6 protein-coding genes are annotated in these 26,522 nt (G+C 75.5%); 3 read left to right on the top strand and 3 right to left on the bottom strand.

The window, feature by feature from the left end:
* Window positions 1-19: 19 nt before the first annotated feature.
* The 3 genes from JNO44_RS35430 (at window position 20) to JNO44_RS35420 (ending at window position 23,917) form a co-directional block, all read left to right on the top strand.
* Window positions 20-16,333, top strand: a complete 16,314-nt coding sequence (locus JNO44_RS35430; RefSeq protein ID WP_420882713.1) for a type I polyketide synthase — start codon at window positions 20-22, stop codon at window positions 16,331-16,333.
* A 55-nt stretch (window positions 16,334-16,388) separates the two neighbouring features.
* Window positions 16,389-22,589, top strand: a complete 6,201-nt coding sequence (locus JNO44_RS35425; protein ID WP_205368071.1) for a type I polyketide synthase — start codon at window positions 16,389-16,391, stop codon at window positions 22,587-22,589.
* Between the two features lie 143 nt (window positions 22,590-22,732).
* Complete coding sequence (locus JNO44_RS35420) at window positions 22,733-23,917, top strand: cytochrome P450 (RefSeq protein WP_205368070.1); 1,185 nt, start codon at window positions 22,733-22,735, stop codon at window positions 23,915-23,917.
* Between the two features lie 87 nt (window positions 23,918-24,004).
* Here the strand turns inward: JNO44_RS35420 and JNO44_RS35415 are convergent, their stop codons facing one another.
* The 3 genes from JNO44_RS35415 to JNO44_RS35405 all read right to left on the bottom strand — a co-directional run bounded on the left by JNO44_RS35415 (window position 24,005) and on the right by JNO44_RS35405 (window position 26,512).
* Complete coding sequence (locus JNO44_RS35415; RefSeq protein WP_205368069.1) at window positions 24,005-24,196, bottom strand: ferredoxin; 192 nt, start codon at window positions 24,194-24,196, stop codon at window positions 24,005-24,007.
* Between the two features lie 64 nt (window positions 24,197-24,260).
* On the bottom strand, window positions 24,261-25,457 hold the full coding sequence (locus tag JNO44_RS35410) for a cytochrome P450 (protein WP_205368067.1): 1,197 nt from the start codon (window positions 25,455-25,457) through the stop codon (window positions 24,261-24,263).
* Window positions 25,454-26,512: a DegT/DnrJ/EryC1/StrS family aminotransferase gene (locus JNO44_RS35405; RefSeq protein WP_205368065.1), complete on the bottom strand. Its 1,059-nt coding sequence runs from the start codon at window positions 26,510-26,512 to the stop codon at window positions 25,454-25,456. Before JNO44_RS35405 ends, JNO44_RS35410 begins: the two co-directional genes overlap by 4 nt.
* Between the last annotated feature and the right edge of the window lie 10 nt (window positions 26,513-26,522).

Below are 26,522 nucleotides of genomic sequence, written 5' to 3'. Positions count from 1 at the left end.
GCGATTGATGGAGCAGACGATGAACGCGCCCGAGAACCCCGAGAACAACGTAGTCGCCGCACTCCGCGCCGCGGTCAAGGAGACCGACCGGCTCCGGCGGCAGAACCGGATGCTGGTCGCGGCGGCCAAGGAACCGATCGCCGTGGTCGGCATGGCCTGCCGCTTCCCCGGCGCCGTCGACTCCCCCGAAGCGCTGTGGGAGATGGTCGCCACCGGCACCGACGTGATCTCCGGATTCCCCGACGACCGCGGCTGGGACCTGGACGCGCTGCGCAACAGCGGCACCGACGCCCGCGACACCGACGTCAGCCAGCGCGGCGGATTCCTGGACTGCATCGCCGACTTCGACCCCGGCTTCTTCGGGATCTCGCCGCGCGAGGCGGTCACCATGGACCCGCAACAGAGGCTCCTGCTGACCACCGCCTGGGAGGCCGTCGAGCGGGCCGGTATCGACGCCACCACGCTGCGCGCCACCCGCACCGGCGCGTTCATCGGCACCAACGGCCAGGACTACGCCTACCTGCTCGTCCGCTCCCTGGACGACGCCACCGGCGACGTCGGCACCGGCATCGCCGCCAGCGCCGCCTCCGGCCGGCTCTCCTACACCCTCGGCCTCGAAGGCCCCGCGCTCACCGTCGACACCGCCTGCTCCTCGTCGCTGGTCGCCCTGCACCTGGCCGTGCAGGCGCTGCGCAACGGCGAGTGCGGCATGGCGCTGGCCGGCGGCGTCAACGTGATGGCCACACCGGGCTCGCTGGTCGAGTTCAGCCGCCAGGGCGGGCTGGCCCGGGACGGCCGCTGCAAGGCGTTCGCGGACGCCGCCGACGGCACCGGCTGGTCCGAGGGCGCCGGCGTGCTGCTGCTGGAACGACTCTCCGACGCCCAGCGCAACGGCCACCCGGTGCTCGCCGTGGTCCGCGGCTCCGCCGTCAACCAGGACGGCGCCTCCAACGGTTTCACCGCCCCCAACGGCCCCTCCCAGCAGCGCGTCATCCGGCAGGCCCTCGCCAACGCCGGCCTGGCCACCGGCGACATCGACGCGGTCGAGGCGCACGGCACCGGCACCCCGCTCGGCGACCCCATCGAGGCGCAGAGCATCCTCGCCACCTACGGCCAGGACCGCGCCCGCCCGGTGCTGCTCGGCTCGATCAAGTCGAACATGGGCCACACCCAGGCCGCGTCCGGCGTCGCCGGCGTGATCAAGATGATCATGGCGATGCGGCACGGCGTCCTCCCGCAGACCCTGCACGTCGACCGGCCCTCCACCCACGTCGACTGGACCACCGGCCGCGTCGAACTCCTCACCGACGCCCACCCGTGGCCCGAGACCGGCCGGCCGCGCCGCACCGGCATCTCCTCCTTCGGCGTCAGCGGCACCAACGCCCACGTCATCGTCGAACAGGCCCCCGACACCCCCGCCAGGACCGCCGCCGACGACACCCCGCCCCGCACCCCGCAGACACTGCCGTGGCTGCTCTCCGCCCGCACCGGCGCCGCCCTGCGCGACCAGGCCACCGCGCTGCTCGACCACCTCGACCGCCCCGACGGCAACGACGGCAACCGCGCGCCCACCGCCCTGGACACCGCGTTCTCCCTCGCCACCACCCGCGCCGCCCTGGAGCACCGGCTCGCCGTCGTCACCGGCACCGACGGCACCGCCGGGCGGGACGCCCTGACCGCCTGGCTGGCGCACGGCACCGCCCCCGACGCCCACGAAGGACACGCCGCCGGACGCACCCGCTGCGCGGCCCTCTTCTCCGGCCAGGGCGCCCAGCGCCTGGGCATGGGCCGCGAACTCCACGCCCGTTTCCCGGTGTTCGCCCGGGCCCTCGACACCACCGTGGACCTGCTCGACGCCGAACTGGGCGGCTCCCTGCGGGAGGTGATCTGGGGCACCGACGGCGCCGATGAGGCACCGCTGGACGAGACCGGCTTCACCCAGCCCGCCCTGTTCGCCGTCGAGGTCGCGCTGTACCGCCTGATCGAATCCTGGGGCGTCGCCCCGGACTTCGTCGCCGGCCACTCCCTCGGCGAGATCGCCGCCGCACACGTCGCCGGGGTGTTCTCCCTGGAGGACGCCTGCACGCTGGTGGCCGCCCGTGCCGGGCTGATGCAGGCGCTGCCGCGCGGCGGGGCGATGGTCGCCGTCGAGGCCACCGAGGACGAGGTCGCCCCGCTGCTGACCGAGGGCGTCGCGATCGCCGCGATCAACGGCCCCACCTCGCTCGTAGTCTCCGGCGACGAGACCGCCACCCTCGCCGTCGCCGCCCGCCTCGCCGAACGGGGCCGCCGCACCACCCGGCTGCGGGTCAGCCACGCCTTCCACTCGCCGCTGATGGAACCGATGCTCGCGGAGTTCCGCGCGGTCGCCGAGGGCCTGTCCTACGGCGAACCGCAGATCCCGGTGGTCTCCAACCTCACCGGCGCGGTCGCCGACGGCATCCTGCTCGGCACCCCCGACTACTGGGTCCGGCACGTCCGCGAGGCGGTCCGCTTCGCCGACGGCATCCGCGCCCTCGCCGACGCCGGCGTCGGCGCCTTCCTCGAACTCGGCCCGGACGGCACGCTCGCCGCCCTGGCCCAGCAGTCCGCCCCCGACACCCTCTGCGTCCCCGTCCTGCGCAAGGACCGCGACGAGGAGCCCGCCGCGGTCGCCGCACTGGCCCGGCTGCACACCGCCGGCGTCCCGGTGGACTGGACGGCGTTCTACGCCGGCACCGGCGCCCACCGCACCGACCTGCCGACCTACGCCTTCCAGTACGAGCGCTACTGGCCCAAGGCCACCTACCGGCCCGCCGACGCCACCGGCCTCGGCCTGACCGCCGCCGACCACCCGCTGCTCGGCGCCGCCATGTCCGTCGCCGGGTCCGACGAGCTCCTGCTCACCGGCACCCTGTCGCTCGCCACCCACCCCTGGCTCGCCGACCACGCCGTCGGCGGCATGGTCTTCTTCCCCGGCACCGGCTTCCTGGAACTGGCCGTCCGCGCCGCCGACCAGGTCGGCTGCGGCCGGGTCGAGGAACTCATGCTCGCCGCGCCGCTGGTCCTGCCCGCCACCGGCACCGTCCAGATGCAGATCGCGGTCGGCGCCGCGGACGACGACGGCGGCCGTGACCTGCGCTTCTTCACCCGGCCCGGGGACGACCCGGACGCCGCCTGGACCCAGCACGCCACCGGCCGGATCACCGAGGGCGAGCGCGTCCTCGCCCTCGACACCACCACCTGGCCGCCCCGCGACGCGGAGCCCGTCGACATCGACGGCCTCTACGACCGCTACCGCGCCAACGGCCTCGACTACGGACCCGTCTTCCGCGGTCTGCGCGCCGTATGGCGCCGCGACACCGAGATCTACGCCGAGGTCGCCCTGCCCGAAGGCACCGCCGACGCCGACGCCTTCGGCCTGCACCCGGCCCTCTTCGACGCCGTCCTGCACAGCACCCTCTTCGCCTCCGCCGACGGCGACGACCGCAGCCTCCTGCCGTTCGCCTGGAACGGCGTGTCCCTGCACGCCGCGGGCGCCGAGGCGCTGCGCGTCCGGATCACCAGCTGCGGCCCCGACGCCGTGGAGATCACCGCCGTCGACCCGCAGGGCCGCCCCGTCGTCTCCGTCGAATCGCTGACGCTGCGCGCCGCCGGCCCCGACGCCGGCACCGCCGACCACCGCACCGACGCCAACTCCCTCTTCCGCATGGACTGGACGCCCCGCACCGTCCACGCCCCGGCCACCCCCGCCATCTGGGCCGTCCTCGGTACCGACCCGCTCGGCCTGACCGAGGCGCTCACCGCCGCCGGCCCCGACACCGTCGCGGAGCTCCGCAACGGTGTCGACGCCCTCGGCGAACTCACCGCCGGCGCCGACCGGCCGGTGCCGGACGTGGTCGCGGTACCGCTGCGCGGCCCCGCCGACCACGGGCCGGCCGGTGCCCACGACCTGACCCGCACCGTCCTGGCCCTGCTCCAGGAATGGCTGGCCGAGGACCGCTTCGCCCGCTCCCGGCTGCTGCTCGTCACCCGCGGCGCGGTCGCCGACGGCGAGCGCGGCCCGCTCGACCTGGCCGCCGCCCCGGTCTGGGGCCTGGTGCGCTCCGCCCAGTCCGAGAACCCCGGCCGACTGCTGCTGGTCGACCTCGACGACACCGCCGGGTCCGCCGCCCAACTCCCGTTGCTGCCGGCCCTCCTGGACGCCGACGAGCCGCAGGCCGTGGTCCGCGAGGGCACCGTCCGCGTCGGCCGGCTCGCCCGCCTGGACTCCGGCCACGGCCTCGTCCCGCCGCCCGGCACCCCCTGGCGCCTGGGCAGCCGGGCCAAGGGCAGTCTCGACGGTCTCGCCCTGCTGCCCCACCCCGAGGCCCGACGACCCCTCACCGGCCACGAGGTCCGCGTCGGCATCCGCGCCGCTGGCCTGAACTTCCGTGACGTGCTGAATGCGTTGGGGATGTATCCGGGTGATGCGGGGCTGTTCGGTTCGGAGGCGGCCGGTGTGGTCGTGGAGGTCGGGCCGGACGTCACCGGCCTGGCACCCGGCGACCGGGTCATGGGCATGGTCTTCGGCGGCTTCGGACCGCTCGGCATCGCCGACGCCCGGCTGCTCACCCCCGTCCCGGCCGACTGGTCCTGGGAGACGGGTGCCTCCGTTCCGTTGGTGTTCCTGACCGCGTACTACGCCCTGAAGGAGTTGGGTGGTCTGCGGGCGGGGGAGAAGGTGCTGGTGCATGCCGGTGCCGGTGGTGTCGGTATGGCGGCGATCCAGATCGCCCGGCATGTCGGTGCCGAGGTGTTCGCCACGGCCAGTGAGGGCAAGTGGGACGTGCTGCGCTCGCTGGGCGTGGCCGACGACCACATCGCCTCCTCCCGCACCCTCGCCTTCGAGGCGGCATTCGCCGAGGTCGCCGGTGACGGCGGCCTGGACGTGGTGCTGAACGCGCTGTCCGGCGACTTCGTCGATGCCTCGATGCGGCTGCTGGGCGACGGCGGCCGGTTCCTGGAGATGGGCAAGACCGACATCCGCGCCGCGGACTCCGTCCCCGACGGCCTCACCTACCACTCCTTCGACCTCGGCATGGTCGATCCGGAACACATCCAGCGGATGCTGCTCGACCTCGTCGGGCTGTTCGACCGCGGCGCACTGGCCGCGCTGCCGGTCCGCAGCTGGGACGTGCGCCGCGCCGGCGAGGCGTTCCGCTTCATGAGCCTGGCCCAGCACATCGGCAAGATCGTGCTCACCGTGCCGCAACCCCTCGACCCCGACGGCACCGTGCTCCTCACCGGCGGCACCGGCGGCCTGGCCGGCCTGCTCGCCCGCCACCTGGTCACCGAGCACGGCGCCCGCCACCTGCTGCTGGCCGGCCGGCGCGGCCCCGACGCCCCCGGCGCCGCCGCGCTCCACGCCGAACTGACCGCCCTGGGCGCCGAGGTCACCGTCGCCGCCTGCGACGTCGCCGACCGCGCCGCGCTCGCCGCGCTGCTCGCCACCGTGCCCGCCGACCACCCCCTCACCGCGGTCGTGCACACCGCCGGCGTCCTGGACGACGGCACCCTCCCCGCCCTGACCCCCGACCGCCTCGCCACCGTCCTGCGGCCCAAGGTGGACGCCGCCTGGCACCTGCACGACCTCACCCGCGACCTCGACCTGGCCGCGTTCGTGCTCTACTCCTCCACCGCCGGCGTCATGGGCGGACCGGGCCAGGCCAACTACGCGGCCGGCAACACCTTCCTCGACGCGCTCGCCGCCCACCGACACGCCCTCGGCCTGCCCGCCACCTCGCTGGCCTGGGGCGCCTGGGAGCAGGGCGCCGGCATGACCGGCGCACTGACCGACCACGACCTGCGCCGGGTCAGCGACGCCGGCGGCCAACCGCTGCTCACCGCCGAACGCGGCCTCGCCCTCTACGACGCCGCCACCGCCGCCGACGAACCCCTCATCGTCCCGCTCGGCCTCACCGGCGGTGCGCTGCCCGCCGGGGTCGGCGTTCCCGCCGTGCTGCGCGGCCTGGTCCGCACCGCGGGCCGCCGGGCCCGGGCCGGCACCGCCGGCGTCTCCCGCGCCGGCCTCGCCGAACGCCTCGCCGCCCGGCCAGAAGAGGAGCGCACCCCCTTCCTCGTCGAGCTGGTGCGCACCGAGGCCGCCACCGTCCTCGGCCACGGCTCCACCGACCCCGTGGACGCCCGCCGCGAGTTCCGCCAACTCGGCTTCGACTCGCTGACCGCCATCGAACTGCGCAACCGACTCGGCAAGGCCACCGGCCTCACCCTGCCCGCCACCCTCATCTTCGACTACCCGACCCCCGACCGCCTCGCCGTCTACCTGCACGACGAACTCCTCGGCACGGACGCCCCGGTGACCGTCACCGCCGCCGCACAGGCCGCGGACCCGGAGCACGACCCGGTCGTCATCGTCGGCATGAGCTGCCGCTTCCCCGGCGGCGTCAGCTCACCCGAGGAGCTGTGGGACCTGGTGGCATCCGGTACCGACGCGATCACCGGCTTCCCCGCCGACCGCGCATGGGACCGCCACCCGCCGCTCGGCGGCGCCCCCGGCGCCCGCACCGGCCAGGGCGGATTCCTCCGCGACATCGCCGACTTCGACGCCGCCTTCTTCGGCATCTCGCCGCGCGAGGCCCTGGCCATGGACCCGCAGCAGCGCATCCTCCTCGAAGTCGCCTGGGAGGCCGCCGAGCGCGCCGGCATCGACCCGCAGACCCTGCGCGGCAGCCACACCGGCGTGTTCATGGGCGTCAGCGGCCAGGACTACGCCGGCCTCGTGATGCGCTCCCGCGACGACATCGCCGGCCACGCCACCACCGGCCTCGCCGTCAGCGTCGTCTCCGGCCGCCTCGCCTACGCGCTCGGCCTGGAGGGCCCGGCCCTGTCCGTGGACACCGCCTGCTCCTCCTCCCTGGTGTCGCTGCACCTGGCCGCCCAGGCGCTGCGCGCGGGGGAGTGCACCATGGCCCTGGCCGGCGGCGTCACCGTCATGACCACCGCCGCCAACTTCACCGGCTTCTCCCGGATGGGCGGCCTCGCCCAGGACGGCCGCTGCAAGGCGTTCTCCGACTCCGCCGACGGCACCGGCTGGTCCGAGGGCGCCGCCGTCCTCGTCCTGGAACGCCTCTCCGACGCCCGGCGCGCCGGCCACCGCGTACTCGCCGTGGTGCGCGGCTCGGCGGTCAACCAGGACGGTGCGTCCAACGGTCTGACGGCGCCCAACGGCCCCGCCCAGCAGCGCGTCATCCGGCAGGCCCTGGCCAACGCGGGCCTGACCCCCGCCGACGTGGACGCGGTCGAGGCGCACGGCACCGGCACCCCGCTCGGCGACCCCATCGAGGCCCAGGCCCTGATCGCCGCCTACGGCACCGACCGCGACCCCGAACACCCGCTGCTGCTCGGCTCGGTGAAGTCCAACATCGGCCACACCCAGTCCGCGGCCGGCGCGGCCGGGCTGGTCAAGATGGTCATGGCCATGCGCCACGGCACCCTGCCGCAGACCCTGCACCTCACCGAACCGTCCTCGCACGTGGACTGGTCGGCGGGCACGGTGCGGCTGCTCACCGAGCGGACCGCCTGGCCGCAGACGGATCGGCCGCGTCGGGCCGGGGTCTCCTCGTTCGGCATCAGCGGTACCAACGCCCACGTCATCCTGGAGCAGCCGCCCGCCGAGCCCACCCCCGCCGCCGACCCGGGCCGGCCCGCGCCCACCGTGGTGGCCTGGCCCGTCTCCGCGCAGACCCCGGCCGCCCTCGACGCCCAACTGGACCGGCTGCGCACCGCCGCCGCCCTGGCGCCGCTCGACACCGCCCACACCCTCGCCACCGGCCGCTCGCTCTTCGAACACCGCGCCGTCCTGCTCGCCACCGTCGGCGACCCGGTGACCGGCGCCCCCGACCTGCCCGAGGTCGCCAGGGGAGCGGCGACGCCGCACCGCACCGCGTTCCTCTTCTCGGGGCAGGGTGCTCAGCGGCCGGGGATGGGGCGTGAACTGCACGCCGCATTCCCGGTGTTCGCGGCGGCGTTCGACGAGGTGGTGGCTCTGTTGGACGCGGAGTCGGGCTCTGCTGGCGATGGGGGCGTGTCGCTGCGGGAGGTGATGTGGGGCGAGGGGTCGGAGTTGTTGGATCGGACGCGTTTCACGCAGCCGGCTTTGTTCGCGGTGGAGGTGGCGCTGTTCAGGTTGGTGGCCTCGTGGGGGGTGGGGCCGGAGTTCGTGGCCGGGCATTCGGTCGGTGAGATCGCGGCGGCGTATGTGGCCGGGGTGTTCTCGTTGGTGGATGCGTGTCGTTTGGTGGTGGCGCGGGCGCGGTTGATGGACGCGTTGCCGGCGGGCGGTGTGATGGTTGCGGTGGAGGCGGCCGAGGCGGAGGTGGCGCAGCTGCTCGTCGACGGGACTGCGATCGCTGCCGTCAACGGGCCGGTGTCGGTGGTGGTCTCCGGTGCGGAGGCGGCTGTTGGGCGGGTCGTGGATCAGTTGGAGGAGCGAGGCCGGCGGACCCGTCGGTTGGCGGTCAGCCATGCTTTCCACTCGCCGTTGATGGATCCGATGTTGGACGCCTTCCGGGCCGTCGCCGAGGGCGTGGACTACCACCAGCCGCGCATCCCCGTGGTCTCCCTCCTCCCCGACGCCGGCCCCGCCGGCGACCCGGCCACGCCCGGCCACTGGGTCCGGCACGTCCGCGACGCCGTCCACTTCGCCGACGGCGTCCGCACCCTGGCCGAGCGCGGCGCCACCGCCTTCCTGGAGATCGGCCCCGACGGCGTACTGTCCGCGCTCGCCCGCGGCGTCCTGCCCGCCGAGACGCTCGTGACGCCCGCCCTCCGCAAGGACCGCGACGAGGAGAGCGCCCTGCTCGCCGGACTGGCCCGGCTGCACGTCGCCGGCGTGACCGTCGACTGGAGCGCCACCCTGACCGGCACCGGGGCGCGCGGCACCGACCTGCCGACCTACGCCTTCCAACGCGAGCGGTACTGGCCGGAGTTGGCCGCCGATCCCGCGGGCGGCGGCGCGGATGCCGCGGACGCGGAGTTCTGGGCCGCAGTGGAGCGCGCGGACGCCACCGCGCTCGCCGCCCACCTGGACATCGACGGCGACCAGCTCGGCGCCGTGCTGCCCGCACTGTCCGCCTGGCGCACCCGCCGCCGCACCACCTCGGCCACCAACGCCCTGCGCCACCGGGAGAGTTGGGAACCGCTGTCGCTCGCCGGCCCGCCGCGCACCGGCAGCGTCCTGGTGCTGGTGCCCGCCGCCGCGACCACCGACCCCTGGGCCGCCGACGTCGTCGCCGCCCTCGGCCCGGACGCCCGCCGGGTGGACGTCCCGGCCGACGGCACCGACCGTGCCGCGCTCGCCGCCCTGCTCACCGAAGCGGCCCACGACACCGCCCCGACCACCGTGGTCTCCCTGCTCGCGCTCGACGAGACCAGCGGCGACGACGCGGTACCGGCCGGCACCGCCGCCACCGCCGCGCTGGTCCAGGCCCTCGCCGACACCGACCTCCCGGCCCCGCTGTGGGCCCTGACCCGGGGCGCGGTCGCCGCGCTCCCCGACGAGCAGCCGACCGCCCCCGCCCAGGCCGCCGTCTGGGGCCTCGGCCGGATCGCCGCGCTCGAACTCCCGCGCCACTGGGGCGGACTGGTCGACCTGCCCGCCGACCTCGACGAGCGCACCGCCCGCCGCCTGCCCGCCGCACTGGCCGACGCCGGCGACGAGGACCAGCTCGCGCTGCGCGCCACCGGCGCCTACGGCCGCCGGATCATCCCGGCGCCCGCCTCCGACGACGCCCCCGGCACCGGGTGGCAGCCGACCGGCACCGTCCTGATCACCGGCGGCACCGGCGCGCTCGGCCGGCACACCGCCCGCTGGCTCGCTGCCCACGGCGCCGAGCACCTGCTGCTGCTCAGCCGCAGCGGTCCCGACGCGCCCGGCGCGGCCGAACTCACCACCGAACTCACCGCTCTCGGCGCCCGCGTCACCCTCGTGGCCTGCGACGCCGCCGACCGGGAGCAGCTGACGCGGGTCCTCGCCGAGGTACCGCAGGACTGCCCGCTGACCGGCGTGGTGCACACCGCCGGAGTGCTCGACGACGGCGTGCTCACCGGCCTCACCCCGGACCGGTTCGCCACGGTCTTCCGCGCCAAGGTGGCCTCCGCCGTCCTCCTCGACGAGCTGACCCGCGGCACCGAGCTGGCCGTCTTCGCACTGTTCTCGTCCGTCGCCGGCGCCGTCGGCAACCCCGGCCAGGCCGGCTACGCCGCCGCCAACGCGGTCCTCGACGCCCTCGCCGCCCGCCGCCGGGCCCAGGGCCTGGCCGGCACCTCGATCGCCTGGGGCGCCTGGGCCGGCGACGGCATGGCCGCCCGCCACACCCGCCCCGGCACCGACCCCGTCGGCCTGCTCGCCCCCGAACTCGCCGTACCGGCCCTGGCCCGCGCCGTGACCGAGCCCCAGCCCACCCTCGTCCTCGCCGACCTCCAGCAGCCGCGGCTCCTGGAATCCCTGCTGGCCCTGCGCCCCAGCCCGCTCCTGAGCCGGCTGCCCGCCGCCCGCACCGCGGCCCGCGCGGTCCGGGAAGCGGACCGCCGTCGAGCCGACGCCGCGGCCGACCTGCGCGACCAACTGGCCGGCACCGCACCCGCCGACCGCCCCGCCGTCCTCCTCCGCCTGGTGCGGACGACGGCCGCCGCGGTCCTCGGCCACACCGGTGCCGACGCCATCCGGGCCGACAAACCCTTCCGCGACCTCGGCTTCGACTCGCTGACCGCGGTGGAACTGAGCACCGCTCTCGCCGCCGCCACCGGCCTGGCCCTCCCGCCCAGTCTCGTCTTCGACCACCCCTCCCCGCGGGCGCTCGCCGACCACCTGCGTGCCGAACTCACCGGCGACCGGCCGGAATCCGCCCCCGCGGCCCCGCCGGCACCGGTCCCCGCTGCGGACGACGACCCGATCGTCGTCGTCGGCATGGCCTGCCGCTTCCCCGGCGGCGTCACCACCCCCGAGGAGTTCTGGCAGCTGCTCGCCGAGGGCCGGGACGGCATCGACGCGTTCCCCACCGACCGCGGCTGGGACCTCGACGTGCTCGCCGGCGACGGCCAGGGCCACAGCGCCACCGAGGTCGGCGGATTCCTCTACGACGCGGCCGACTTCGACCCCGGCTTCTTCGACATCTCCCCGCGCGAGGCGCTTGCCATGGACCCGCAGCAGCGGCTGCTGCTGGAGACCGCCTGGGAGGCCGTCGAACGCACCGGCACCGACCCGACCCGGCTGCGCGGCAGCCGCACCGGCGTCTTCGTCGGCACCAACGGCCAGGACTACGCCGGCCTCGTCCTGCGTGCCCAGGAGGACGTCGAGGGACACGCCGGCACCGGGCTGGCCGCCAGCGTGATCTCCGGCCGCCTCGCCTACGCCTTCGGCTTCGAGGGTCCGGCCGTCACCGTCGACACCGCCTGCTCCTCCTCGCTCGTCGCCCTGCACTGGGCCGTCCAGGCGCTGCGCGCGGGGGAGTGCTCCCTGGCCCTGGCCGGCGGTGTCACCGTCATGACGACCTCGACGAGCTTCGCCGGCTTCACCCGGCAGGGCGGCCTGGCACCGGACGGGCACTGCAAGGCGTTCTCCGACTCCGCCGACGGCACCGGCTGGTCCGAGGGTGTGGGCGTCCTCGTCGTCGAACGCCGCTCCGACGCGCTCCGCAACGGCCACCGCGTACTCGCCGTGGTGCGCGGCTCGGCGGTCAACCAGGACGGTGCGTCCAACGGCTTGACGGCGCCCAACGGCCCCGCCCAGCAGCGCGTCATCCGGCAGGCCCTGGCCGGCGCCGGCCTCGTCCCCGGCGACGTGGACGCGGTCGAGGCGCACGGCACCGGCACCGTGCTCGGCGACCCCATCGAGGCCCAGGCGCTGCTCGCGACCTACGGCCAGGACCGTCCCGCCGACCGGCCGTTGTGGCTCGGCTCGGTGAAGTCCAACATCGGCCACACCCAGGCCGCCGCTGGCGCCGCCGGCCTGATGAAGATGGTGCTGGCCCTCCAACACGGCACGCTGCCGCGCACCCTGCACGTCACCGAGCCCTCGACCCGGGTCGACTGGTCGGCCGGCGCGGTGCGGCTGCTCACCGAGCGGACCGCCTGGCCGCAGACGGATCGGCCGCGTCGGGCCGGGGTCTCCTCGTTCGGCATCAGCGGAACCAACGCCCACGTCATCCTGGAGCAGCCGCCTGCCGAGCCCGCTCCCGTGGACCCTGCCGACCGCCCCACCCGGACGCCCGCCGTCCTCCCGTGGGTCGTCTCGGCCCGATCGGCCGCCGCGCTCGACGCGCAGCTCGCGCGGCTGCGGGCGTTCGCCGCCGAGCGCCCGGACCTGCCGCCCGCCGACGTCGCCCACTCGCTCGTCACCGGCCGCGCCACCTTCGAACACCGGGCGGTCCTGCTGTCCGCGCCCGACGGCATCACCGCGGCCGCCCGCGCCGAGGCCCGCGAACGCCGCACCGCGTTCCTCTTCTCGGGACAGGGTGCTCAGCGGCCGGGGATGGGGCGTGAACTGCACGCCGCATTCCCGGTGTTCGCGGCGGCGTTCGACGAGGTGGTGGCTCTGTTGGACGCGGAGCTGGCAACGGGGTCCGGTGAGGGTGTGTCGCTGCGGGAGGTGATGTGGGGCGAGGGGGCGGAGCTGTTGGATCGGACGCGTTTCACGCAGCCGGCTTTGTTCGCGGTGGAGGTGGCGCTGTTCCGGTTGGTGGCCTCGTGGGGGGTGCGGCCGGAGGTTGTGGCCGGGCATTCGATCGGTGAGATCGCGGCGGCACACGTGGCCGGGGTGTTCTCGCTCGCGGACGCGTGTCGCCTGGTGGTGGCGCGGGCGCGGCTGATGGACGCGTTGCCGGCCGGCGGCGTGATGGTGGCCGTGCAGGCGCCGGAGGAGGAGGTGGCGCAGCTGCTCGTCGACGGGACTGCGATCGCTGCCGTCAACGGGCCGGTGTCGGTGGTGGTCTCCGGTGCGGAGGCGGCTGTTGGACGGGTTGTCGATCAGTTGGTGGGGCGGGGGCGGCGGGTCCGCCGGCTGGCGGTCAGCCATGCTTTCCACTCGCCGTTGATGGATCCGATGTTGGACGCCTTCCGGGCCGCCGCGGAGGGCCTGGACTACCACCAGCCGCGCATCCCCGTGGTGTCCAACGTGACGGGCGAGGTGGCCACGGCGGAGGAGCTGTGCGCGGCCGACTACTGGGTGCGGCACGTCCGGGCGACCGTGCGGTTCGCCGACGGCGTCCGGGCACTGGCCGGGCGCGGCGCCACCGCCTTCCTGGAGATCGGCCCCGACGGCGTACTGTCCGCCCTGGCCGCGGCCTGCCTGTTCGACACGGACGCCGAAGTGGTGCCCGCCCTGCGCAAGGGCCGCCCCGAGGAGCACACCGCCCTCACCGCCGCCGCCCAACTCCACGTGGCCGGCGTGGACATCGACTGGACCGCGGTCCTGGCCGGCACCGGCGGGCGGCGGACCGCCCTGCCCACCTACGCCTTCCAGCGCGAGCGGTACTGGCCCTCGCTCGCCGCACAGGCCCCCGGCGACGCCGGCGGGCTCGGCCTGGAAGCCGGGCGGCACCCGCTGCTCGGGGCCGCGACCACCGTCGCCGGATCCGCGGAGATCCTGCTCACCGGCCGCCTGTCGACCACCGCCCAGCCGTGGCTCGCGGCCTACGAGGCGGACGGCCGCACCGTCCTGCCGGCCGCGGTCCTCGCCGAACTCGCCGTCCGCGCCGGCGACCAGGCCGACTGCCCGACCGTGGCGGAACTGACCGTCACCGCACCGCTCGTCCTCACCGGCACGGCGGCCCAGCGCCTCCAGGTCCGGGTGGCCGCCCCCGACGACACCGGTCGGCGCGCGCTGTCCGTGCACGCCCGCCCCGACGACGCCCCCGACCGCCCCTGGACGCTGCACGCCACCGCGGTCCTCACCCACGACACCCCGCAGCCCCCGGCGCCCGACACCGTCTGGCCGCCGGAGCGCGCCGTACCGCTCGACGCCCTGCCCACCGCCACCGGCCCGGCCGGGATCGCGGCGGCCTGGCAGCGGGGCGACGAACTCTGCGCCGAGATCGAGCTCCCCGAACCCGGCCCGGCGGAGCGGGCGTTCGCGCTGCACCCGGCGCTGCTGGACACCGCGGTCCGCGCCGGCGGCCTGCTGGACGGCGATGCCGTCCTGGACGCCGTCGGCTGGCGGGGCCTCGCCCTGCACGCCGCGTCCGCCACCGCCCTGCGGGTCCGCCTCACCCCGGACGGCACGGACACCTGGGCCCTGGAGGCCACCGACCCGCACGGCGCTCCGGTCGTCTCCGTCACCGGGCTCACCCTGGGTACGCCCACCGTCGACCGGTCGGGGGCGGGGGCGGCCGATGACGGTGCGACCCTGCTCGACCTGGACTGGGTGCCCGCGCCGCAGGCCGCGCACACCAGCGGCGCCCACCTCCCGTACGCCGTCCTCGGCGATCAACTCACGGACTTGGACGGGGAGTTGTGGATCACGGGCGACGGGCCCGGGCGCGTCGCGTCGCTGACCGCGCTGCTGGACGGCGGTGCGCCGCTGCCCCGGCTCGTCCTCGCGCCGGTGCTGGGCGTGCCGACCGGGGAAGGCGACCTGCCCGCCGCGGTGCGCGGTACCACCACGGCGGTGCTGGAGCTGCTGCAGCGCTGGACCGTCGACGCCCGCACCGCCGACAGCCACCTGGTGATCGTCACCCGCGGCGCCGTCGCCGCCGGGGCGGAGGACGTGCACGACCTGGCGGCGGCCCCGGTCTGGGGCCTGGTCCGCTCGGCGCAGTCCGAACACCCCGGCAGCTTCCTGCTGCTCGACCTCGACCCCGCCGATCCCGCGGGAGCCGCCCGCGCCGCCGCGCCGGCCGCCCTGGCGGCCCTGCTCGACGCGGGCGAGACCCAGGCCGCTGTGCGCGCCGGCACGCTCACCGTCGCCCGGCTGACCCGGGCCGCCGACGGACCCGAGGCCACCGCCGGACACCCGGTGCGGGACTGGGACCGCGACGGCACCGTCCTGATCACCGGCGGCACCGGCGGCCTGGGCGGCCTCCTGGCCCGCCACCTGGTCACCGGACACGGCATCAAGCACCTGCTGCTCGCCGGGCGCCGCGGCCCGGACGCCCCCGGCGCGAGGGCCCTGCGCGACGAACTGGCCGCCCTCGGCGCCGAGGTGACCGTCGCCGCCTGCGACGTGGCCGACCGCGCCGCGCTGGACCGGCTGCTCGCGCAACTGCCTCCGGAGCACCCGCTGACCGCCGTCGTGCACACCGCCGGCGTCCTCGACGACGCCACCGTCGGCACCCTGACACCCGAGCGGCTGGACACCGTCCTGCGCGCCAAGGCGGACGCCGCCTGGCACCTGCACGACGCCACCCGCGACCGCGACCTGGCCGGGTTCGTGCTGTACTCCTCGGTCGCCGGTGTCACCGGCGGCCCCGGCCAGGGCAACTACGCCGCCGGCAACACGTTCCTCGACGCGCTCGCCGCGCACCGCGCCGCCCAGGGCCTGCCCGGGCTGTCGCTGGCCTGGGGACCGTGGGCGCAGGACGCCGGCATGACCGGCACCCTCGGCGTCGCCGACCTGGCCCGCCTGGAGCGCTCCGGCATGCCGCCGCTCACCCCGGAACAGGGCCTGGCCCTGTTCGACGCCGCCGGCGCCCGCGGCGACGGGTTCGCGGTGGCGGTGCGGCTCGCCCGTGGCGCCGCCGCACCGGGCGCCGGCGAGGTCCCCGCGGTGCTGCGTGCCCTGGTGCGCGGCCGGCGCCGCACGGCGGCCGCGGCCGGGCACGGCGGGGGACTGGCCCGCCGGCTGGCCGCCCTGGACGCCGAGCAGCGGCATCAGGCGCTGCTCGACCTGGTCCGCACCGAGACGGCCGCGGTGCTCGGCCACTCCGGGGCGGACGCCGTCCCGGCCGAACGGGACTTCAACCGGCTGGGCTTCGACTCGCTGATGGCGGTCGAACTGCGGACGCGGCTGGCCACCGCCACCGGGGCCCGGCTGCCGGCCACCCTCGTCTTCGACCACCCGACGCCGGACGCGGTCGCCCGGCACCTCGCGTCGGCACTGCCCGGCGGGGCCGCGGGCGGACCGGACCGTTCCCCGCTGGCCGAACTCGACCGGCTCGCGGCCGACTTGTCGCCGGAGCGCGCGGACGACGCCACCCGACAGGGCGTCGTCGGGCGGCTGCGGCACCTGCTGGCGCAGTGGGACGGCACCCGGCAGGACGGCGGTGGGACGACCGTCGACGACCGCATCGAAGCGGCGAGCGCCGAAGAGGTCCTCGCCTTCATCGACCACGAGCTCGGCCGGCAGGCGGACTCCTGACCCGCCCGACTCCCGTCGCTCGCGCGCACCACATCTGAGGAAGGTTGCACGGACCATGCCGGACGAAAAGAAGCTCGTCGACTATCTGAAGTGGGTCACGAAGGACCTCCACCAGACCCGCCAGCGCCTTCAGGAGGTGGAGGCGGGGCGCCACGAACCCGTGGCGATCGTCGGCATGGCCTGCCGCTTCCCCGGCGGTGTGCGCTCCCCGGAGGACCTGTGGGAGCTGCTGTCCGCGGGCCGGGACGGCATCGGGCCGTTCCCCGCCGACCGCGGCTGGGACCTGGCGGCGCTGGCCGGCGACGGGCCCGGTCGCAGCGCCACCCAGGAAGGCGGATTCCTGCCCGACGCGGCCGCCTTCGACCCGGGCTTCTTCGACATCTCCCCGCGCGAGGCGCTCGCCATGGACCCGCAGCAGCGGCTGCTGCTGGAGGCCGCCTGGGAAGCCGTCGAACGCGCCGGCATCGACCCGGCCGGGCTGCGCGGCAGCCGCACCGGCGTCTTCGTCGGCACCAACGGCCAGGACTACGCGCACCTGGTCCTCGCCGCGCAGGACGACCTGGGCGGCTACGCGGGCAACGGCCTGGCCGCCAGCGTGCTCTCCGGCCGACTGGCCTTCGCGCTCGGCCTGGAAGGCCCGGCCGTCACCCTCGACACCGCCTGCTCCTCGTCACTGGTGACCCTGCACCTGGCCGCCCAGGCCGTGCGCGCCGGCGAATGCGGCCTGGCCCTGGCCGGTGGCGTCACCGTGATGACGACCTCGTCGAGCTTCGCCGGCTTCAGCCTCCAGGGCGGTCTGGCGCCGGACGGCCGCTGCAAGGCGTTCGCCGAGGCGGCCGACGGCACCGGCTGGTCCGAGGGCATCGGTCTGCTCCTCGTCGAGCGGCTCTCCGACGCGCAGCGCAACGGCCATCCGGTGCTCGCCGTGCTGCGCGGCTCCGCCGTCAACCAGGACGGCGCGTCCAACGGCCTCAGCGCGCCCAACGGCCCGTCCCAGCAGCGGGTCATCCGGCAGGCGCTGGCCGGCGCCGGCCTCGTCCCCGGCGACGTGGACGCGGTCGAGGCGCACGGCACCGGCACCCGGCTCGGCGACCCCATCGAGGCCGGTGCGCTGCTCGCCACCTACGGCCAGGACCGGCCCGCCGACCGGCCCTTGTGGCTCGGCTCGGTGAAGTCCAACCTCGGCCACACCCAGGCCGCCGCGGGCGTCGCCGGCGTCATCAAGATGGTGCTGGCCCTGCGGCACGGCGTCCTCCCGCAGACCCTGCACGTGGACGCGCCCTCCTCGCACATCGACTGGGAGACCGGCGCCGTGCGGCTGCTCACCGCACCCGTCGCCTGGTCCGGGGGCGACGACCGGGTGCGCCGGGCCGGCGTCTCGTCGTTCGGCATCAGCGGCACCAACGCCCACGTCATCCTCGAACAGGCCCCCGATCAGCCGGAACCGACCGCGGAAGAGGCGGCGGCCGCAGCGCCCGGCGGCACCGCCGAGGGGCGGCCCCCCGCTCCGATCGTCCCGCGCGCCGTGCCGTGGCCGGTCGCGGCGCGCACCGCCGGCGCCCTCGACGCCCAACTGGCGCGGGTCCGCGCGCTGACCACCGCGCCCGGCCGCACCGCCGCCGACGTCGGTCACGCGCTGGTCACCGCCCGCACCCCCTTCGAGCACCGGGCGCTGCTGGTCCACGAGGGCGGCGCCCTCACCGAGGTGGCGCGCGGCGCCGTTCCCACCGGCGACCGGGGCGGGCTGGCCGTGCTGTTCTCCGGACAGGGCTCCCAACGGCCGGGCATGGGACGCGAACTCCACGCCCGCTACCCGGTCTTCGCCGCCGCCTTCGACGAGACCGTCGCCCTGCTCGACGCCCGGCTCGGCACGTCGCTGCGCGACATCGTCTGGGGCCAGGACCGCACCCGGCTCGACGACACCCGCCACACCCAGCCCGCGCTGTTCGCCGTCGAGGTCGCGCTGTACCGCCTGCTGTCCTCCTGGGGCATCCGGCCCGACCACGTCACCGGACACTCCATCGGCGAGATCACCGCGGCGCACGTCGCCGGTGTGCTGACCCTCGCCGACGCCTGCACCCTGGTGGCCGCCCGCGCCACCGCCATGAGCGAACTGCCGTCCGGCGGCGCGATGGTGGCGCTGGAGGCCACCGAGGACGAGGTGCGCCCGCTGCTCACCGACGACCTCGCGATCGCCGCGGTCAACGCCCCCCGGTCCGTCGTCGTCGCCGGCGCCGAGGACGACGCCCTCGCCGTCCGCCGGCACTTCGACGACCTGGGCCGCCGCACCACCCGGCTCCCGGTCAGCCACGCCTTCCACTCGCCGCTCATGGACCCGATGCTCGACGCCTTCCGGACGGCCCTCGCCCCGCTGACCTTCGCCGAGCCGGAGATCCCGGTCGTCTCCAACCTCACCGGCCTCCCAGCCACCGCCGAGGAACTCGCCACCCCGCACTACTGGGTGTGCCACGTCCGGCAGGCCGTCCGCTTCGGCGACGGCGTGCGCACCCTCGCCGACCGCGGCGTGCGGACCTTCCTCGAACTCGGCCCGGACGGCGTGCTGTCCGCCCTGGTCCGGGAGAACCTCCCCGAGCCCGGTCTGGTCGCGGTGCCCGTGCTGCGCAAGGAGCGGCCCGAGGAGACCACCGTGCTGGCCGCCCTGGGCACCCTGTGGGCGCACGGCGCGGACGTGGACTGGGACGCGGTGTTCGCCGGCACCCGCACCCCGCAGGCCGACCCCGTCGCACTGCCGACGTACGCCTTCCAGCGCGCCCGCTACTGGCCCACCCTCGGCGCCCGCCACGGCGACCCGGCCGACCTCGGGCAGGCCGCCGCCGCCCACCCGCTGCTGGGCGCCGCCGTCACCCTCGCCGACGCCGACGAGACCGTGCTCACCGGCCGCCTCGCGCTGCCCACCCACCCCTGGCTCGGCGACCACCGCAGCGACGGCCGGATCACCGTCCCCGGCGTCGCCTTCGCCGAACTCGCCGTCCGCGCCGGCGACCTGAGCGGCACCCCGCACCTGGCGCAGCTCGACCTGCCGGCGCCGCTCACCCTCGGCGACGGCGACGCCGTCACCCTCCAGGTCCGGGTCGGCGCCCCCGACGCCGCGGGCCACCGGCCGCTGACCGTCCACGCCCGCCCCGCAGCCACCGAGGACGCCCCCTGGACCACCTGCGCGACCGGCCTGCTCGCCCCCGACGCCCCCGAAGCGCCCGCGGATCCGATCGGCCCGGCCGACGCCGCATGGCCGCCGCGGGACGCCCGCCCGGTGCCCGTCGCCGACCTCGACGCGGCCGCCACCGCCGCCGGCCGCCACTACGGCCCCCACTTCCAGGGCCTGACCGGGCTGTGGCGGCGCGACGGCGAGGTCTTCGCCGAGGTGGCCCTGCCCGCCGCCACCGCCGCCGACCGCGCCTTCGGCATCCACCCCGCGCTGCTGGCCACCGCGCTCCGCGCCACCGCCGCACTGGACGACGACCACACCGCCGGCCACACCCCCGAACCGACCGGCTTCACCGGACTCGCCCTGCACGCCACCGGGGCCACCGCGCTGCGGGTCCGGCTCACCGCGACCGGGCCCGACACCGTGGCCCTCGCCGCCGCGGACGCCACGGGCGGCGCGGTCCTGACCGCCGACACCGTCACCCTCGGCTCCCCGCAGGACCGCCCGACCCCCGCACCCGCCGGCCACACCGGGCAGGGCGGCCTGTTCCACCTCGACTGGGTGCCGGTCGACCCCGGCGCCCGGGCCACCGGCACCCGCTGGGCCGTCGTCGGCGACGACGAACTCGACCTCGGCTACGCCCTGCACCGCGCCGACGAGACCGTCAGCGCCTACGCGGCGTCGCTGGGCGGAGCCATCGGCGACAGCGGTCTGGCGCCGGACGTCTTCCTCGTCCCCGTCGTCGGCGGTCCGGACGCCGGGCCCGACGCCGTGCACGCCGTCACCGCCCGCGCCCTGGGGCTGCTCCAGGAGTGGCTGAACGAGCCGCGGTTGGCCGGCGCCCGCCTGGTCTTCGTCACCTGCGGCGCGGTCGCGGTGCCGGGCGAGACCGTCACCGACCCGGCCGGCGCCGCCGTCTGGGGCCTGCTGCGCTCCGCCCAGACCGAGAACCCGGGCAGTCTGCTGCTGGTCGACCTCGACGACGCGTTCCGGTCCGCCGGGATGCTGCCGCACGTCCTCACCCTCGACGAACAGCAGCTCGTCGTCCGCGACCACGCGGTCCGCGCCGCCCGCCTGGCCCGGCTGCCGGAGCCGGCCGCCGGCACCGCGCCGGCCCGCGCCTGGGACCCGGACGGCACCGTCCTGATCACCGGCGGCACCGGCGGCCTGGGCGCCGCGCTCGCCCGCCACCTGGTCACCGTCCGCGGCGCCCGCCACCTGCTGCTCGCCGGCCGCCGCGGCCCCGAGGCACCGGGCGCCGGCGAACTGGTGGCGGAGCTGACCGCACGGGGCGCGGACGTGCGGGTGGCCGCCTGCGACGTCGGCGACCGCGCCGCCCTCGACGCGCTCCTCGCCACGGTCCCCGCGGCGCACCCGCTGACCGCCGTCGTGCACACCGCCGGCGTCCTGGACGACGCCCTGATCGGCTCGCTCACCCCCGACCAACTGGCCACCGTGCTACGGCCCAAGGCCGACGCCGCCTGGCATCTGCACGACGCCACCCGCGGCCTCGACCTGGCCGGCTTCGTCCTGTACTCCTCGGTCTCCGGCGTCCTGGGCAGCCCCGGCCAGGGCAACTACGCCGCCGCCAACGCCTACCTCGACGCGCTCGCCCGATACCGCGCCGGCCAGGGCCTCCCGGCGCTCTCCCTCGCCTGGGGCCCCTGGGGCCGGGGCAGCGGCATGACCGCGTCGGTCAGCGACGCCGACCTGGAGCGGATGGCGCGCGGCGGCCTGCCGCCGCTGACCGTCGAGGACGGCCTGGCCCTGTTCGACGCCGCCGTCGGCCGCCCCGAGCCGGCCCTGGTGCCCAGCCGCATCAACGTCGCCGGCCTGCGGGACCAGCAGGCCCTGCCGGCGCTCTGGCGCGACCTGGTACCGCGGGCCCGCCGCACCGCGGCCGCCGCCGACCGCTCCCCGGTCACGGTGCGCGAGCGCCTCCGCCACCTCGACGAGGCCGGCCGGGAGCAGCTGCTCACCGACCTCGTCGTCGGCTACACCGCCGGCCTGCTAGGCCACCCCGACCCCACCGCCGTCGACCCCGAACGGGGCTTCCTGGAGCTGGGCTTCGACTCCCTGGTCGCGGTCGGCCTGCGCAACCAGCTCGCCGAGATCCTCGGCCTGCGCCTGCCCTCGTCCATCGTCTTCGACAGCAAGTCCCCCGTGAAGCTGGCGCGTTGGCTGCACCAGGAACTCGCCAACCGTCCCCTGCCGGGCGCCACCGGCCCCGCCGCCGCGGACGCCCGCCCCGCGGTGCGCTCCGACGACACCCTGGAGGGCCTGTTCTACAACGCGGTGCGCGGCGGCAAGCTCGTCGAGGCGATGCGGATGCTCAAGGCCGTCGCCAACACCCGGCCGATGTTCGACACCCCCGCCGAGCTGGAGGAGCTCTCCGAGCCGGTGACGCTCGCCGACGGCCCGGGCCGGCCCCGGCTGATCTTCGTCAGCGCTCCGGGCGCCACCGGCGGCGTCCACCAGTACGCGCGCATCGCCGCGCACTTCCGCGGCAGCCGCCATGTCTCCGCGCTGCCCCTGATGGGCTTCGCCCCCGGCGAGCTCCTCCCGGCCACCAGCGAGGCCGCGGCCCGCATCGTCGCCGAGAGCGTCCTGATGGCCAGCGAGGGGGAACCGTTCGTCATGGTCGGCCACTCCACCGGCGGCTCGCTGGCCTACCTCGCCGCCGGTGTCCTGGAGGACACCTGGGACGTCCGGCCCGAAGCGGTGATCCTCCTCGACACCGCGTCCATCCGCTACAACCCCGGCGAGGGCAACGACCTGGACCGCACCACGCGGTTCTACCTGGCCGACATCGACTCGCCCTCGGTGACGCTCAACAGCGCCCGGATGTCCGCCATGGCCCACTGGTTCATGGCGATGACCGACATCCAGGCACCCGCACCCACCGCCCCCACCCTCCTCGTGCGCGCCGCCCGGACCCTCGACGGCTTCCGGCTCGACACCTCGTCCGTCCCCGCCGACGAGGTCCGGGACATCGACGCCGACCACCTCTCCCTCGCCAAGGAGCACTCGGCACTGACCGCGCAGGCCATCGAGGGATGGCTCGCGGAACTGGAGGAACCCGCGGTGTGAGAACAGATCGATCCGGGTGGCCGGACAAGCCGCCAGATATCCCGCCGAGGTGGGGCGGGGTGGCGCCGCCCCGCCCCACCCGGCCCCGCGCAGACAGTCGGACGCCTGTCCCCCCACGGCACCACCCTCCAGAGGAGTCCTCCATGAGCACACCCACCGCGCCGCCCTCCCTCGCGGCGGAGGCGCGCACCGTCCTGCGCCTGAGCCCCCTGCTGCGCGACCTGCAATCCAGGGCCCCCGTCTGCAAGGTCCGCACCCCGGCCGGCGACGAGGGCTGGCTCGTCACCCGTCACTCCGAACTCAAACAGCTGCTGCACGACGAGCGGTTGGCCCGCGCCCACGCCGACCCGGCCAACGCACCGCGCTACGTACGCAACCCGTTGCTGGACCTCATCGTCACCGACGACGTCGACGGGGCGCGCGCCCTGCACGCCGAGATGCGCTCGCTGCTCACCCCGCAGTTCTCCGCCCGCCGGGTCCTGGACCTGGTACCGAAGGTCGAGGCCCTCGCCGAACAGGCGCTCGCGCACCTCACCGCCCAGGGCCCGCCCGCCGACCTGCACGGCGACTTCTCCATGCCGTTCTCCCTGTCGGTGCTGTGCGCCCTCATCGGCGTCCCCGCCGCGGAGCAGGGCCAGTTGATCGCCGCGCTCGCCAAGCTCGGCGAAATCGACGACCCGACCCGGGCCCACGAAACCCAGGACGAGCTGTTCGGTCTGCTGTCCGGACTGGCCCGCCGCAAGCGCACCGCACCCGAGGACGACGTCATCTCCCGGCTGTGCCCGAAGGTGCCGTCCGACGACCGCATCGGACCGATCGTCGCCGGACTGCTCTTCGCCGGCCTGGACAGCGTCGCCAGCCACATCGACCTGGGCACGGTGCTGTTCACCCAGTACCCGGAACAGCTCGCCGCGGCGCTCACCGACGAGCAGCTGATGCGCAGCGGAGTCGAGGAGATCCTGCGGTCCGCGAAGGCCGGCGGTTCGGTGCTCCCGCGGTACGCCACCGCCGATGTGCAGGTCGGCGACGTGACCATCGAGACCGGCGACCTGGTGCTGCTGGACTTCACGCTGGTGAACTTCGACCGCACGGTCTTCGACGAGCCCGAGCTGTTCGACATCCGGCGGGCGCCCAACCCGCACCTGACGTTCGGCCACGGCATGTGGCACTGCATCGGTGCACCGCTGGCCCGGGTCCAACTGCGCACCGCCTACACCCTGCTCTTCACCCGGCTCCCCGGCCTGCGGCTGGCCCGCCCGATCGAGGAACTGGGCTTCTCGTCCGGCCAGTTGTCCGCCGGACTGACGCAGCTGTCCGTCACCTGGTGACGATCTGCCTGCCCTCTCCCGGGCAGGCAGAAGTGAGGGCCCCCGACCCGCTCGGCCGGGGGCCCTCACGCACGGGGAGCCGGCTCCTCAGTCCGCCGCGACGCTGATCGCCCCGGACGGGCACAGCGCCGCCGCCTCGCGGGCGGCGACGGCCGGAGCGCCCGCCGCCGGGTCGAGGACGGTCACCAGACCGTCGTCGTCCTGGTCGAACAGGTCCGGTGCGGTCAGGACGCACTGGCCGGCCCCGACGCAGCGGGCGGGGTCCACGGTGATGCGCACGATCGTTCCTCCGAGGGTCGGTTCGTTGCCGGGGTCGGGCCGCCGGCGGGCGGCCCGACCGGGCTCACTTCCAGGTGACGGGCAGTTCGTGCAGGCCGAACAGCACCCCGTCGTACTTCAACGGCAGTTCCGCCACCGGCACGGCGAGCGTGAGGGAGGGGATCCGGGCGAAGAGCGTGCGGTAGGCGATGTCCATCTCCTCCCGCACCAGGTTCTGGCCCAGGCACTGGTGGACACCGTAGCCGAACGCCACGTGCGAGCGCGCCGAGCGCTCCGGGTCGAACTCCGAGGGCGCCGCGAAGGCCGTGTCGTCGTGGTTGGCGGCGGCGATCAGCGGCACGATGCCCTCACCGGCCCGGATCAGCTGACCGCCGATCTCCACGTCCTCGACGGCCACCCGGAACGCCACCAGATCGGCCACCGAGTAGTAGCGCAGCAGTTCCTCGACGATCCGGTCGTCGCCGATCCACTGCGGGTTGGTGAGCAACTGCACCACGCCCAGGCCGATGTTGTTCGCCGTCGTCTCGTGCCCGGCGATCAGCAGCAGCATCGACACCCCGGACAGCTCCTGCCGGGACAGCGTGCCCGCGGCGATCAGCCGGCTGATCAGGTCGTCTCCTGGCCGCCGCTGCTTGATCTGGATGAGCCGGCCCAGATAGCGCAGCAGTGCCTGGGCCGCCTTGTCGCGCTCCTCGTCGGTCGAGCTGAGCCGGACCAGCACCCGGGTCCGGCCCTCGAAGAAGTCCCGGTCGGCCTTGGGCACCCCGAGCAGACTGGAGATCACCAGGGACGGCACCGGCAGCGCGAAGGACTCGATGAGGTCCGCCGAGGTGCCCGCGGCCAGCATCGCGTCGATCCGCTCGTCCACGATCTGCTGGATCACCGGCCGCAGTTCCCGCACCTTGCGCACGGTGAACTCGGGGATCAGCGTCTTGCGGAACCGGCCGTGCTCCGGTGGGTCCATCGCCACGAACCACCCCGGCACCTCGTACTGCGACGGGGCGCCACCGGTCCGACCGGCCTTGGGGAAACCCGGTTTGGAGGGGTCGGCGCTGATCCGCGGGTCGGTCAGCACCGCCCGGACGTCCTCGTGTCGGGTCACCAACCAGACCGGCCCGCTGGGGAGTTCGGAGCGGACCAGGCCCGTTCCGCCGCGGTAGGTCGCGTACTCCGGCGGGGGGAAGGGCCGGCCCGGCCTGCGCAGCGGGAAGGCCACCGGGCACTGCGGCGCGGTCGTCCGCGCGTCGGCTCCGGTGCTCATGCCGCTCCGTAGAACGCGCGGATCCGGCCGGTGATGAACTCCTGCTCCTGCGCGGTCAGTCCGGTGTGCGTGGGCAGGTAGAAGCCGTCGGCGCTGAGCCGGGCCGCGTTCAACGTGGGCCAGTCGGCGGAGAAGTAGCCGGGCTGACGGCTCATCGGCTTGAAGAACACCCGGGTCTCGATGCCCTCGCCGGCGAGGTACCCGCACAGCTCGTCGCGCCGCTCGGCCCGCAGGTCGTACATCCACAGCACATCGCGCGGCGGCATCAGTGTGATGCCGGGGATGTCGCGCAGCGCCTCGTCGTAGCGCTTCTCGATGTCGCGGCGCAGGGCGAGGATGGTGTCCAGCTGCTCGGTCTGGGCGAGCGCCACCGCGGCCTGCATGTTGGTCATCCGGAAGTTGTAGGCCAGCTTCTTGTGCAGGAAGCTGTGGTCCTTGGTGAACGCCATCGCCCGCAGATGGGCCATCTGCTCGGCCAGGTGCGGGTCGTGGGTCAGGCAGACGCCGCCCTCGCCGGCCGAGATGATCTTGTTGGCGAAGAGCGAGAAACAGGCGATGTCGCCCCGCGGCCGCACCCCGTGCGCCTCGGCGGAGTCCTCCACCACCCGCAGGTTGTACTCGTACGCCACGTTCAGCACGGCGTCCATGTCGCACTGCCGGCCGTAGATGTGCACCGGCATGATCACCTTGGTGCGCGGGGTGATCTTCTCCTCGATGCGGGATACGTCGATGTTCAGGTCGTCGCCGCAGTCCACGAACACCGGCGTGGCACCGGTGTAGGTCACCGCCCAGGCGGACGCGATCATCGTGAACTCCGGGACGATCACCTCGTCACCGGGGCCGACGCCCAGCGCGTGCAGCGCCAGCGTCAGCGCCGTGGTGCCGGAGGAGCAGGCGACGCCGAACGGCACGTCGTTGTACGTGGCGAACGCCTCCTCGAACTGCCTGACATAAGGCCCCTGCGAAGAGATCCAGCCGCCGCTGACGGCCTCCGTCACATAGTCGAGCTCGCGGCCCTGGAGCCACGGCATGGACACCGGATACGTAAAGGACATGAGTTGAGTC

The organism is Streptomyces noursei, from assembly GCF_016917755.1.
In the GTDB taxonomy this organism is placed as follows: Bacteria; Actinomycetota; Actinomycetes; order Streptomycetales; family Streptomycetaceae; genus Streptomyces; species Streptomyces yunnanensis.
The sequence above is the reverse complement of the archived record's forward strand: the minus strand, read 5'-3'. Positions and strand labels throughout refer to the sequence as shown.

Bases quoted from the DNA above. Each gene is read 5' to 3' on its own strand.
- JNO44_RS35430 (WP_420882713.1), top strand. From the start codon at position 20: ATGAACGCGCCCGAGAACCCCGAGAACAACGTAGTCGCCGCACTCCGC.
- JNO44_RS35425 (WP_205368071.1), top strand. From the start codon at position 16,389: ATGCCGGACGAAAAGAAGCTCGTCGACTATCTGAAGTGGGTCACGAAG.
- JNO44_RS35420 (WP_205368070.1), top strand. From the start codon at position 22,733: ATGAGCACACCCACCGCGCCGCCCTCCCTCGCGGCGGAGGCGCGCACC.
- JNO44_RS35410 (WP_205368067.1), bottom strand. From the start codon at position 25,457: ATGAGCACCGGAGCCGACGCGCGGACGACCGCGCCGCAGTGCCCGGTG.
- JNO44_RS35405 (WP_205368065.1), bottom strand. From the start codon at position 26,512: ATGTCCTTTACGTATCCGGTGTCCATGCCGTGGCTCCAGGGCCGCGAG.